12 protein-coding genes are annotated in these 12,841 nt (G+C 37.8%); 1 reads left to right on the forward strand and 11 read right to left on the reverse strand.

Features of this window, described 5'->3' with window-relative positions; translation table 11 throughout:
• Positions 1–27 precede the first annotated feature (27 nt).
• The 9 genes from MKY46_RS17555 to MKY46_RS17595 all read right to left on the reverse strand — a co-directional run bounded on the left by MKY46_RS17555 (position 28) and on the right by MKY46_RS17595 (position 10,083).
• Positions 28–519: a YtxH domain-containing protein gene (locus MKY46_RS17555; protein WP_036118827.1), complete on the reverse strand. Its 492-nt coding sequence runs from the start codon at positions 517–519 to the stop codon at positions 28–30.
• A 133-nt stretch (positions 520–652) separates the two neighbouring features.
• On the reverse strand, positions 653–1,156 hold the full coding sequence (locus tag MKY46_RS17560) for a DUF948 domain-containing protein (protein ID WP_036118825.1): 504 nt from the start codon (positions 1,154–1,156) through the stop codon (positions 653–655).
• A gap of 109 nt (positions 1,157–1,265) precedes the next feature.
• Positions 1,266–2,579: a UDP-N-acetylmuramate--L-alanine ligase gene (gene murC, locus MKY46_RS17565; protein ID WP_036118824.1), complete on the reverse strand. Its 1,314-nt coding sequence runs from the start codon at positions 2,577–2,579 to the stop codon at positions 1,266–1,268.
• 229 nt (positions 2,580–2,808) lie between these two features.
• Positions 2,809–6,045 (reverse strand): DNA translocase FtsK, encoded by a 3,237-nt coding sequence (locus MKY46_RS17570; protein WP_036118822.1) that lies wholly within the window; start codon positions 6,043–6,045, stop codon positions 2,809–2,811.
• Positions 6,046–6,306: 261 nt separating this feature from the next.
• On the reverse strand, positions 6,307–6,921 hold the full coding sequence (gene ytpR / locus MKY46_RS17575) for a YtpR family tRNA-binding protein (RefSeq protein ID WP_330492991.1): 615 nt from the start codon (positions 6,919–6,921) through the stop codon (positions 6,307–6,309).
• Entirely contained in the window at positions 6,918–7,742 is an 825-nt protein-coding gene (locus tag MKY46_RS17580) for a DUF1444 domain-containing protein (protein ID WP_036118818.1), read from the reverse strand. The genes ytpR and MKY46_RS17580 overlap by 4 nt, the downstream gene beginning before the upstream one ends.
• 70 nt (positions 7,743–7,812) lie before the next feature.
• On the reverse strand, positions 7,813–8,331 hold the full coding sequence (locus MKY46_RS17585) for a hypothetical protein (RefSeq protein WP_036118816.1): 519 nt from the start codon (positions 8,329–8,331) through the stop codon (positions 7,813–7,815).
• Positions 8,332–8,425: 94 nt separating this feature from the next.
• Entirely contained in the window at positions 8,426–8,947 is a 522-nt protein-coding gene (locus MKY46_RS17590; RefSeq protein ID WP_036118814.1) for a DUF84 family protein, read from the reverse strand.
• Positions 8,948–9,006: 59 nt separating this feature from the next.
• Positions 9,007–10,083: a M42 family metallopeptidase gene (locus MKY46_RS17595; RefSeq protein ID WP_340811901.1), complete on the reverse strand. Its 1,077-nt coding sequence runs from the start codon at positions 10,081–10,083 to the stop codon at positions 9,007–9,009.
• 165 nt (positions 10,084–10,248) lie between these two features.
• Here MKY46_RS17595 and MKY46_RS17600 point away from each other — a divergent pair, with 165 nt between their 5' ends.
• Positions 10,249–10,563 carry a peptidase M4 gene (locus MKY46_RS17600; protein WP_036118810.1) on the forward strand — a complete coding sequence of 105 codons (315 nt, stop codon included), beginning with the start codon at positions 10,249–10,251 and terminating at the stop codon, positions 10,561–10,563.
• Positions 10,564–10,616: 53 nt separating this feature from the next.
• On the opposite strand, the gene MKY46_RS17605 is transcribed toward MKY46_RS17600, so the two are convergent.
• A complete protein-coding gene (locus MKY46_RS17605; RefSeq protein ID WP_340835009.1) occupies positions 10,617–11,843 on the reverse strand; it encodes a carboxylate--amine ligase in 1,227 nt (408 codons plus the stop codon).
• A 129-nt stretch (positions 11,844–11,972) separates the two neighbouring features.
• Entirely contained in the window at positions 11,973–12,836 is an 864-nt protein-coding gene (locus MKY46_RS17610) for a YtnP family quorum-quenching lactonase (RefSeq protein WP_058845063.1), read from the reverse strand.
• Positions 12,837–12,841: the final 5 nt, after the last annotated feature.

Below are 12,841 nucleotides of genomic sequence, written 5' to 3' on the forward strand. Positions count from 1 at the left end.
ATGTAACGTATCCCTTTTTATTATGCATTATGCGCGTACTTCTTCATTTGTCTCTTCTGTTTGTTCCTTTATTTCTTGAGCTTTAGGTTCCTCACTAGGAATAAATTCCTCTAGCGGTTCTTCACCCTCAAAGGAAACCGTACCATCATCAAAAACAGCTGGTGCTTTTGCCGTTTTCAATGTTTTTACTTTTTCCACTAATTGTGTAGATTGTTCTTGAAGTTGTTTAGAAAGTTGAACCGTTTTATCTTTTGCAGTTGTCGAGAAGTCTGCACTCTTATCTTTTAACTGAACAGCTTGTACCGCCACATCACTACGTAAATCTTTTCCTGATTTTGGGGCTAACAGTAGACCTGCCGCAGCACCTACGATTCCTCCGACTAATGCGCCAATCACAAAATCTTTCATGTTTACACGCTCCTCTTCATAAATCGAGTCTTGTGAATGATAAAGCTGAGGTAAAGAACTTTCAAGCTGTTGTTCCTTTACTTCGTTAAAATTTGGCTTTTGAGTTGTCATACAACAATTCCTCCCCATCTTATTATCAAATTTGTCTAGACTGGTTGTCCATCTACTTTCACAGATGCATCTACAACTTATGTCTAAGACTTTATTTTTATTCAGTCAGCATGTAATACTCACTGAATAATTATCATTTTTTACGACCCCATTTTCTTTTTGGCTTTTCTTCTACCTGTACCGTTTCAAATGCATAGGCATCCTCAGAAACTGACTCTTGCTCAATGATTTTGCGTTTTTTCCACTTATCCGCAATACCCATCGCCACATTACTCCATTGTACAACCTGTGCAATTTTTTCTTCGTTTTGTTCTACGCTTTTAGAAACAGAAGAAGTGATTTGCTGTACAGAATTATTTAAACCATTAACGGAATCACCAATACCTTTAACAGCTTGAACAACTGAATTTAATTGTTCCGATTTATGTTGAATATCATCTGCTAAGCTATTTGTTTTTGTTAATAAGGACGTTGTTTCACGCGTAATGCCTTCCATTTGTCCTTCAATCCCAGATAATGTCCCAGCTAAACTGTTTAAAATGGACTTGAGCGAAAATAATGTCATACCAACGCTCACACATAAAATTAAAAATCCGATTGCAGCAATAATGGCTGCAATATACAAAATCACTTCCATAAGATAACCTCCTGCTAGTAAATTGTCTTTACTATTACTTTCCCTATCTTCGACAAAAAAAACGGAATTCCTTCTCAAATTTGAGAAAAAACAGCTTAACCCCTACGGACTAAGCTGTTTCATTGTTTGTAAGCACGTCTTCAAAAGCATCTTGGAACTTGTGAACATCACCAGCGCCCATAAATAAAAATACTGCGCCTTTATGTTTTGTTAATATATCAATTCCTTCAGTGGTAATCACTGCACTGCCTTCGATAAGAGACGCTAAATCATGAATAGATAGTGCACCTTGCGTTTCTCTTGCAGAGCCAAATATATCACATAAATAGGCTGTATCTGCAAGGCTCAAACTATCCGCAAAATCTTGTAAAAAAGCTTGGGTACGTGTAAATGTATGTGGTTGGAAAATAGCAACTAGCTCACGTTCAGGGAACTTTTGTCGTGCCGATTGAATTGTTGCACGAATTTCCGTTGGATGGTGTGCATAGTCGTCTATTAAAACAGTATCCCCTATATCGGTTTCAGTAAAACGTCTCTTAACACCTTTATATGTGTGTAGACGCTCCTGAATAATATCAGGTGAAATGCCTTCATATTCGCATAGCGTAATGACAGCCAATGTATTTAAAACAGCATGATCCCCAAATAACGGGATAAAGAAAGTACTATAAAATTCATTGCGAACAAATACATCAAATTTTGTACCTTTAGTTGTTTTTTCTACATTACGCGCTTCGAAGTCATTTTCAGCACCAAATCCATAATAGACAACTGGTACTTTTGCTTGAATACGCTGAAGCTGTTCATCATCACCACATGCGATGATCGCTTTTTTCACTTGTAACGCTAATGATTGAAATGCAGAATATACATCCTCTATGTTGGCAAAGTAGTCTGGATGATCAAAATCGATATTAGTCATCACAGCATAATCTGGATTGTAGGCTAAGAAGTGACGGCGATATTCACATGCTTCCATCACAAAGAAATCAGCATTTTCATGCCCTGCACCTGTACCATCACCAATTAAATAAGATGTTGGCTTATAACCGCCTACAACATGTGCCATCAAGCCTGTTGTAGATGTTTTACCATGCGCACCTGTGATTGCAATGGATGTATAGTTGCCAATATATTCACCTAAAAATTTATGGTAACGAATGATTTCTACACCGATTTCTTGGGCACGTACTAATTCAGGATGATCATCTGGAAACGCATTTCCTGCAATTACTGTCATGCCTTCTTTAATATTATCTGCATTAAATGTAAAAATTGGAATATTACGTTCACGTAACGGCTGCTCCGTGAAGAAATATTTATCGACATCTGAGCCCTGTACTTGTTCACCAGCATCAAATAAGATTTGTGCAAGCGAACTCATGCCAGAACCTTTAATGCCTGTGAAATGAAAAACTGTCATTAATTAAACCCCCCGGGAATTTCAATATCCCATCTATCATCTATTAGGTGTAACGTATTATTTCACGAATCGTTAGGTATTAATACCTTCACAAGTGTTAAAAAATACGTACTATTCAACACATCCTGTCTATTATAGCACTTTTTATGCATAAGGATAGATGTGTAACTTTTCTAAAAAAACTAAAATCGACGTAAATTAGATAATCTAGACGAAAACAATGCAATTCTTATTCAAACATAGTAATTAAATCTTCTTCTGTAATGTAACTTTCACGCGGCTTACTTCCTCTTGCCTCCGAAACAAAGCCATGTGATTCTAACATATCAATTAAACGAGCAGCACGATTATAGCCAATATGATATTTTCGTTGAATCAATGAGGTTGAGGCGCCACCTTGCTCATAGACAAATCGGCAAACATCTTCAAACAGATCATCCTGTTCTGCGGACACCTCTGTTTTCTTCAATAACTCCTCTTGATCGAAAATATAATCAGGCTCTCCCTGCTCACGAACATGCTCAATAATGGCTTCAATTTCATCATCTGTCACAAATGTTCCCTGTAGTCGCACTGGCGCTGACATACCATTACCTAAATATAGCATATCCCCTCGCCCAAGTAATCTTTCTGCTCCCTGCCCATCTAAAATGGTACGAGAATCAATTTGTGAGGAAACAGCAAAGGCAATACGTGTAGGGATATTTGATTTGATTAACCCTGTAATAACATCCACAGAAGGTCTTTGCGTCGCAACAATTAAATGAATACCACAAGCACGTGCCTTTTGAGCAATTCGACAAATGGCCTCCTCTACATCAGCCGGAGACATCATCATTAAATCAGCTAACTCATCAATGACAATTAAAATATAGGGTAGCTTCAAGCTATGCTCATTATTTTTATCTGCTATTGCATTATAACGTGTAATATCACGTGCACCTGCATGAGCAAATAGCTGATAGCGACGCTCCATTTCCTCCACTGCCCATTTCAGTGCAGCCGTTGCTGCCTTCACATCTGTAATAACAGGGCTAACTAAATGCGGTATATGGTTAAATGGTGCAAGCTCTACCATTTTAGGGTCGATCAGCATGAGTTTTAACTCATGTGGTGCAGCTTTATATAATAAACTAACCAAAATAGAATTAATACAAACAGATTTACCCGAACCCGTTGCACCAGCAATTAAGCCATGAGGCATTTTTCGCAAATCTAATGTAACAGGCTTTCCTGTTAAATCAAGACCTAACGCTGCCTCTAATGGAGAATCCGATTCAAGGAAAGAGGCACTATTTGTCACCTCTGACAAGCGAACAGCACGAGATACGCGGTTTGGAATCTCAATACCTATTGAACTTTTTCCAGGGATTGGTGCCTGAATACGAATATCTTTTGCTGCTAAGGCCAGTTTTAAATCATCGGCTAAGTTTCGGATTTTACTAACCTTTGTACCATGGCTCACCGTTATTTCGAATTGCGTAACAGCTGGCCCCTGCATAATCGATTCAATTTGAGCGGAAACCTGGAAATAAGAAAGTGCCTCGACCAATGTATCTCCCTGTTGTTCCATCCAATCCGTATCCTGTGTTTTCTCCTCTGGTGGCTCTAAATACTCATCTGTAGGCTTTTGATAGACATGAACTGGCTTTGCAGGTTTTTCAGCTTCCTGTGCTTCCACTTCAAATACTGGTGGTTCCTCTTGCTTGTCAACAGACTGTACAGGACCATACGCTACAATTTCTGAAATTTCATCAGTGTTGGTAGTTAGTTCTGGTTCTGGTTCTGGTTCTGGTTCTAGCTCTAAATCTGGTTCTAGTTCTGATTCTAGCTCTGACTCTAAACCTCGTTCTAGTTCTGATTCTAGCTCTGGCTCAGTAGTAGCTGAAATTTCATCATTAGCGGCTTTTTCAATTTCTGTTCTTTCTTGCGTTAATACACCAGACATTGTTGTCACAGGTGTCATTGTAATGACTGCTACATTGTCTTCAGAGCTATGTGGAGTAGTAGCATTTCGCGTATCGTCCTTGGCATATTGATGGGATGCTAACTCATCTTGCAATGGCATATGCTCTGTCATTGACTCAACAAGATCCTCTTCTGTTAGCGAATCAGCTGGTTGGGGACGATCTATTATTACAACGCTGTCTAGAGAACATGATTCTTCCTCTTCATAGGCAACCGCCACATCCACTGGTTCGTTTTCCATTGCTTTCTGAGTACTTTCTACATGAAGAGGCTGTGCCTTTTTCATTTGCTGTTGGATTCTCCATTTTTCTTTATCCGTTTTTAACATGAGGACATTAAAAGGAATACGACTTGTTTCTTCCTTCTGCACCGTATCAACAGATTGGTCGTCAACAAGTAATGGGTCATCCTTCGATGGCTGTACAACTGTTACCTCTCCGATATGAATCGTGGAATTTTCGATTTGTACTTGCTCTACTATCATTTCTTTCACGTGAATTTCAGATTGATCGGCAGAAAGTTGTTGAACTGTTTGGTCTTGCAGAACAGCTTCCTTCACTTGATCTTCAAAGGCCATGGCAAATGATGTTGTTTGAGGTATAGCCATATTAGATAACATACTCTCCTGCTCACCATTAGCCTCTACCGATACATCATCATCAAAATGAATAGGCTCATTTGCTAAAGGTAGCTCATCAGGTTCAATGATTTCATGCTGCTCTACTTCAACCATTTGACCTATGCTAGCCGGCTCTTTTTCTTCTAGTATATTTTCATTAGCCTCATTTGTTGTCGTTTCTTTTATAGAGTTCGTAACCGTCACCATTTCGGTATCATGTACCGAGGTTTCTTGCTCCTCGTATTCTTCTTTTCTTTTATCTAATAATTCTTTGATGGGACTTGGTTTTGCAAATCCATAGACGGGTGAAGGTACATCTGTTGGCACAAAGCGTTTACGATTCTCAGGTAAAATGCTTTCAACTTTTTGTTCCTTCCACTGCTTTTTCTCTTTCGAAACAGATGCTGGTGCAGACGCAGACTTAACATTGACTGTCTCATGTTGTGCATCCCGAAACACTAAGCTTGCTCGTGAACGATATTGCTGTTCTACAGGCTGACTTTTCATCGTTGTTTTTCGACCAGTGCGTTTTGAACGATTTGCTAATAAATCACGAATCCCTGAAACCTCCACATCATAAACACTGGAGTCAACAATATGGTGGTTTAAATGCTTCGGTAAAGATAAATCACCAATCTGTCCATAATCATCATTACCCATTTGATCAAACATTTCTTTTTGTGGTGTGTAGGATGTCCCGCTTTCATCATCGTCAATCAATGGAAAACGGAAAGTCTTCTGCTTAGCCATCGGTACTTCATTTTGCGTATGTAGTTGCTCGGTCTGCTCTTCTTCGTAGCCATCATAATATTCTTCATACTCGTAATATTCATCTTCTTTATTTATAAATTTACTAATTTGTTTTTTAAACCAGTTCACTTCGTTTCACTCATTTCTCTTACACTTCATTTATAGCATTGGCTTGATTCATATAATTAATAGCTCAATGTCTATATCAAAAAGCATACCATAAAAACGCTCTTGAAACTTGCATTTAGAGGCTCATTCTAAACAAAAAAATCGTTACGCTACTAGCATATTAGTAACATAACGATTTAGGGCATTTCACCTTGATACAAGGAATAATATCATGATAAAACATTTACATTTTAATAAATTCCTTTTCAAATAAAGGCATTTCTATTTAGTTGGTGTTTCAAAAGCACTACCAATAGTGGCATCTTCCGGTAATACTAAAATTCCTTTTTCAGAAGGAGCATTAGGAATGGCTAATTCACGAGCTGAGCAAAGCATGCCGTAAGACTCAACACCACGTAAATTTCCTGCTTTAATGAGCATACCTGAAGGCATTACTGCACCAATTTTTGCAACCACTACCTTCTGACCTGCTTCTACATTAGGAGCACCACAAACAATTTGCAATGTCTCATCGCCTACATTTACGGAACAGATACTTAATTTATCAGCGTTTGGATGCTTGTCCTTTGTTTCCACATAACCCACCACAAATTTTGGAGAAAAGTCAACATCAAGGTTGATTGTAGCTCCATTTTTCTCGATGGCTGCAGTTAGTTGTGCTACTAGTTCTGGTGTCACTTCCACTAAGCCTCTTGCATCTGTTTGGATGTAGCTGCTTGCATTAAATAAATTAAACGCCTTTATTTCTCCTGTTTGTGCTTCTTTTAAAATAGCGATATCTCCAGCTCGTTCTACTACTGTTTTCACAATAGGCTCAGTTGCTAATTGAACTAGCAAGACATCTCCTACATGCTCTTTGTTGTAAAATACGTTCATTGTTTTTCTTGCTCCTTTTTCACTCTGTTTTTGGCTAAAATAAAGATTGGTTCTAGTTCCCCATCTTCATAAATAAAAGATAATGATGTGATCGGTACTATACCGACAGTAAAGAAATGCATCGTCATCTGTGCTAATACATCATACCCTGTTTCATTGCGAATATCACCTATAATTAACACATCTTGATGTGGCACAGACAATGTCATATCGCCTTCCACCAGTGCTCGCATGTCTGTCAAAAAACTCTCATTTAAAATACGGCTAGCATCGTAGCCATCATTCACATTGACAAAATAAAATAGATTACCTGCTACCTCATCCTTTTTATATGCGGTTGGTAATTGCTTTACTGAAAAGCGTGCCATTTCTCGAATTTGCTCTACCGTTAATTGTAATGCTTCTAGCATGGATTCATCAATAAAACGATAGGTTTTACCCAAATCGAGCGCATAAAAAATACGTGTCTCCGCTGTATGCTCAGTTGTAATAAACGCATGTCCTTCTTTAGATGCTTGGGGATAAGAAGTCGCACGTATAATAGGATAAATTTGTGTAGTCGTTTGAAAGCCTTGTTCTTTTTCTTGCTCCATCGCATTAAAAGTCTGCTCAATCGTATAGACAACTTCCTCAATCGCTGCCTCTTGCTTATCATTGTATTTTGCTAAGATACCAGGTAATGAGAGCTCCATTCCTTTGTCAATCGTCTTATGATTCAATCGTAATTTATCATGCTTTTTATCAAAATGAAATTCGTATTTCTCTTCATTCAATCGTTTTTTTAATAGCTCTATCAGTTGTTCTGATTTCAATTGCTTCATTTTTCTCACATCCTGACTTCAAAATGAAACGGCTCACATGTTTGTGAACCGTCTGTTCAATCCAATCTATTTACTTCATTTTAACCGAATGTACAATTTTCGTCATCTCACGCAAATTAGTTTCAATATGTTTGGTCTGAGAAATCGTTGTCATTTTCACGCCGCCGCTACTAACAATGAGCTCCATCTCATTTTTATCTTCCGTCTTTAGAACCGCAGTGAAGCCAAAACGACCATTCTTGTCATAAGTTAACTCTTCGATAATTTTGTCCGCTTCATTTTCTTTTAAAAGATTATAATAAAGTTTACTGTCTTGTGCTTCTTCATCATTAATAAAAAGAATATAGCTTTCTTTTCCTTTTGAAATCACAATATTATAAGCATCTGAACTGTCTTCAACTTTAAAGTTTGAAGGTAAGTATAATTTGATATCTCCAATTTTCTCCGTATGTTCTTCTGGCTCTTCAGCAAAAACCGTCTCCGTTAATTGGAGCCCATTCGCAATTTGGTCATCAATCGATTGATTACAGCCAGAAAGGACCAGAAGTAAAAGCATCAGGCCGATAGTTTTTAGCCAGGTAAACGACATGTTCCTCTTCCTTTCTCTGCTAACTTTTTTCTATTTTAAAAAAATTATTCATCAGATGCAACCTAACTGCATGCTGAATACTAATTCTATTTAACTATTTTTGTGAAAATGTGAACAAATATTGACCAACCAATAGTGATACAATATGCTCAAACATCATCTGTCGACTCACTAAACCTTGCGTAAAAATACCTACAGCACCTGCACCTTGACGAATATCTCGACGTTTTGTGTATTGCTCCATAATAGGGCCAAGTTCTCCACCACCTCTTATTTCCTGGGCAATTTCTTTTGGTAATATAATTTGTGCACCAGCAGCTGTGAAAATTGTTCCATCAGAAACTGTTAATGCACCCCAATTACAAACATACATTTCATCATCTATTTCAGTTACGCCACCCTCTAAGCCAAATGCGAATTGTGCACCTGTTGTGTTCATGGCGTTTTTTGCACGATTAATCGCCCCTAGTCTCGTTTCTTCATTACTTATTGGTTGATCTGACACTTCAGAAGCAGCTTTCACATGCGTAAAGATGGCATCTTCAAAATATTGTCGAGCAATTACTTCAACTGCCTCTGTCTTCGCTTTATTCATTGTCCCAATGGCTATATTCATCTAATCCCCACTTTCTTTCCATAGAAAAAGATGCCTCTAAAAGGCATCTTGTTAACTTCTTATACATTAGCGCGAATTGTCTCTAATGTCGAACGATCTGCTTTTTTCACTAATTCAACAATTAATGCCTTGGCAGCTGCATAATCATCAATATGAATAATGGACGCTGACGTGTGAATATAGCGTGAGCAAACACCAATAACAGCGCTTGGAACACCATCATTTGCTGTATGTACTCGCCCTGCGTCAGTTCCTCCCTGAGATACAAAGTACTGGTAAGGAATATGATTTGATTCGGCAGTATCTAAAATAAATTCTCGCATACCACGATGTGTGACCATTGTGCGGTCTAAAATACGAAGTAATGTACCTTTGCCAAGCTGTCCAAATTGATTTTTTTCTCCTGACGTATCGTTGGCAGGAGAAGCATCTAATGCGAAGAATAAATCTGGTTTAATCATATTTGCTGATACTTGAGCACCACGTAAACCTACTTCCTCCATAACATTTGCGCCTGAATATAAATGCGATCCTAGTTTTTCATTTTGTACTTCTTTCATTAACTCAATCGCTAGACCACAGCCATAACGGTTATCCCAAGCCTTAGCCATAATTTTTTTCGGATTGGCCATTGGTGTAAATGGACAAATAGGAATGATAGATTGTCCTGGACGAACACCCATACCCATTGCATCTTCTTTGTTGTCAGCGCCAACATCGATAAGCATATTTTTTATATCCATCGGCTTAGCACGTTCTGCATCTGTTAATAAATGCGGTGGAATAGATGAAACAACGCCAGGTATTGCGCCATTTTTTGTATAAACTTCTACACGCTGTGCAAGCATAACCTGGTTCCACCAGCCACCTAATGTTTGGAAACGGATCATGCCATTATCTGTAATAGAAGTAACCATAAATGCTACTTCATCCATATGTCCAGCAACCAACACTTTCGGCGCGTCAGCAACCCCACTGCGCTTAACACCAAAGATGCCCCCTAAATTATCTTGAACGATTTCATCCGAGTACTTTTCTAACTCAGAACGCATGAACGCACGTACAGCATGTTCATTCCCCGGAGCGCCTGGTAGTTCTGTTAATGTTTTAAATAATTGTAATGTTTCCTCATTCATGATGACTCTCTCCCCACGAAGTAGAATATTCTTCCTTGCCTATTGTAACACATTTATTTTCGAATTCGAAATATTGATACATTTCCTAAAACTGTTAAAGTGTGAACGTGCATTCACTCCATAGGCTATGCTAAAATATAGGTATAGAAAAAGGAGGAAAGATGTATGAAATTACGTGATTTTTTAATTGGTGTTGCAACTGGCTTAGCTGCCGCAGTCATTATTAAAGAAGCTAGTGAAAAAGTTTCTCCGTTCGTACCTGCAGGACAAGTACTTGAAAACATAAAAAGAGAGTTTAAAAAGGATGCACCGATTGACGGTTCTTGGATTTTTATGAAAACAGAAGATTTCACAAACGGTATTATGACTATCCCAGTATATCGCGGAGGAATCTCTCGTATGAATGAAGGGGAAATGCAGACTTTCGAGTTTGCTGCCGACGCACGCTCTGGTGTTGTCGTGGAACTAACAGAAGTTTAATCATGTATAGACAATAAGAAGCCATCTCCAATGAATGAGATGGCTTCTTATTGTTATTCGGATAAACCTTTATTATTAAAGTACTTTTTATACTTACGATAATAATTCAAGTTATTGAGCGTTAACTTCACCCAACGCTTCGTATTCATATCCTCATTAAAGTAAAGAGAGTTTGTATATTTGCCCTCACTAATTAATTTTTTTGCTTCTAGTTTAAGCTTTTCATTTGATGCATATTTGAATAATACGCCCTTAGGGATAATCATCCATAAATGTTTGTCCTGCACATATGTGACATCTTGCTCGATATTTAACATATGGTCATCAGCGACATACTTCATTAAATTATGACCACTGGCTGTTACATAGTAGCTAGAGCGACCATTACGTAAATTAATTTCAAATAGCTTATACTGCTTTTCTCGAATATCATATTTCATATCGAAATTTGCAAAGCCTGTATAACCGATATCCTCTAAGAAGAATCGTACTTGATCCATTAATTCTTTATCATAGGTTGTAACGATGGCTGCATAACTTCCGATTCCTTCAGGAGAATGTTCTTCTAGAATAGGATTACCTAGACACATCAGCTTTACTTTTCCATCTTTCCCTACGTAAGCATTTAACACACGCATATAAGAATCATCACCAGGAATAAATTCTTGGATAATCATAGTATCCTGATATGTTGAGCTATAAATCGCTTTTAATATGGCCGTTTTTTCCGCATCATCATGCGCAACAAATACTTTTTTCTTACCTGGGAATTTACATGCCCAATATTCTACAGAGTTTGAAGCTTTTAAAATAATAGGGTAATCAAATGGTGGTGTAAAGTTTTCATAGTTATCGGCTGTCACCGTTGTTGTACCTGGATATTTAAAATTATATTGATCACACATTTTATAGAAGTTTTCTTTCAATAAAATTTCATCCATCAACGATTCATCGATGTACGGTACAGTAAAATGCTCTTGTAACGCTGGCTTATTTTTAATAATCAGCTTAGCATAATCGTCTCCACATGCTAAAAGTAATAGTTTTTTATCAGCATATTTTTTTGCAACTTCTGCAAGTGCAGGTGCAAAAACATCTTGTTCATTTAAACGGTCTATTTCTTGAAATTGTAGGATATGGCTATCTTGAGTCGCTGTTAAATGAGAACGTCCTAAGACAAGTGGTTTAATACCATATGCTTCATAAAACGCGCGTGCCATACCATATGCATTCATATCTGATCCTAGTAAAACTGGTAAAAATGGTTGTTCAGTTGCCATGTTTATTTCAACTCTCTTTTGTATTTTAGTATCGTGTTAAGTGTATCATATTTTCTATCCTGTTCACGAACAAAAAAGCGAGGTAATTGACATTTTATATGTCAATTACCTCGGCCTTTGCTGGCGCTATTAAAATGTAATAACAGCTTGTCTACTACGCTCAAGCTTATTGACAATTTCTTTGCCCGTTTCATCCCATTTAATCATACGGTAATATGCATCGTGATAGAAAATAAAGCTATAGCTATTAGTAAGCGCCTCTTTCATAAGTCGCTCTTTGGCAAATACACTTGTCATTGGGTAATCATCATACGCTAATACCCATAATGGATTCTGGTGAGCATGTGTTGGCATAATATCCGCCATATGCAATAATACTTCACCATTTTGCGTTAGCTTAATAACGGCATGTCCCTCACTATGTCCACCTGTATGAATCATTTCGATCCCTGGTACCACTTCCAACGTATCTTCATAGGTTTCAACTAAGTGCTGCACTGGCTCCCAATTCTCTTTCCAATACGTATTTTTAGAGCGGATATTAGGATTACGCATTTCATCCCATTCAATTTTCGTAACAAAAATTTTGGCATTCGGAAAAGTTGGTACAAGTACATCCTCTTCCCATTGTGTTAAGCCACCAGCATGATCAAAATGTAAATGAGTCATTAACACTGCATCAATATCCGCTGTTGTTAATCCCAGTTCCTGTAAGCTTTCCGTTAATGAGGATTCCTCGGTTACACCAAAGTTTCGTAATTGTTTTTCGTTTAATTTATTAAAACCAACTCCTGTATCAATCAGGTAGTTTTTGCCCTCATATTGAATGAGGATGGGTTCTGTTGGTAATTCAATTTGATTTTTTTCATTGACTGGATATTTACGTGACCAAAGCGGCTTCGGTACAACACCAAACATTGCCCCGCCATCTAGGCACGTAACACCCCCGTTAAGCCATGTTAATGACATTTTGTGAAACTGTAACTGATCCATCCATA

The sequence above is a fragment of the Lysinibacillus sp. FSL M8-0355 genome (assembly GCF_038008985.1).
Classification (GTDB): domain Bacteria; phylum Bacillota; class Bacilli; order Bacillales_A; family Planococcaceae; genus Lysinibacillus; species Lysinibacillus fusiformis_D.

Coding starts and splice junctions, on each gene's coding strand:
- MKY46_RS17600 (WP_036118810.1), top strand. CDS start 10,249: ATGAAATTACGTGATTTTTTAATTGGTGTTGCAACTGGCTTAGCTGCC.
- MKY46_RS17595 (WP_340811901.1), bottom strand. CDS start 10,083: ATGAATGAGGAAACATTACAATTATTTAAAACATTAACAGAACTACCA.
- MKY46_RS17590 (WP_036118814.1), bottom strand. CDS start 8,947: ATGAATATAGCCATTGGGACAATGAATAAAGCGAAGACAGAGGCAGTT.
- MKY46_RS17610 (WP_058845063.1), bottom strand. CDS start 12,836: ATGGATCAGTTACAGTTTCACAAAATGTCATTAACATGGCTTAACGGG.
- MKY46_RS17555 (WP_036118827.1), bottom strand. CDS start 519: ATGACAACTCAAAAGCCAAATTTTAACGAAGTAAAGGAACAACAGCTT.
- murC (WP_036118824.1), bottom strand. CDS start 2,579: ATGACAGTTTTTCATTTCACAGGCATTAAAGGTTCTGGCATGAGTTCG.
- MKY46_RS17585 (WP_036118816.1), bottom strand. CDS start 8,331: ATGTCGTTTACCTGGCTAAAAACTATCGGCCTGATGCTTTTACTTCTG.
- MKY46_RS17560 (WP_036118825.1), bottom strand. CDS start 1,156: ATGGAAGTGATTTTGTATATTGCAGCCATTATTGCTGCAATCGGATTT.
- MKY46_RS17605 (WP_340835009.1), bottom strand. CDS start 11,843: ATGGCAACTGAACAACCATTTTTACCAGTTTTACTAGGATCAGATATG.
- MKY46_RS17580 (WP_036118818.1), bottom strand. CDS start 7,742: ATGAAGCAATTGAAATCAGAACAACTGATAGAGCTATTAAAAAAACGA.
- ytpR (WP_330492991.1), bottom strand. CDS start 6,921: ATGAACGTATTTTACAACAAAGAGCATGTAGGAGATGTCTTGCTAGTT.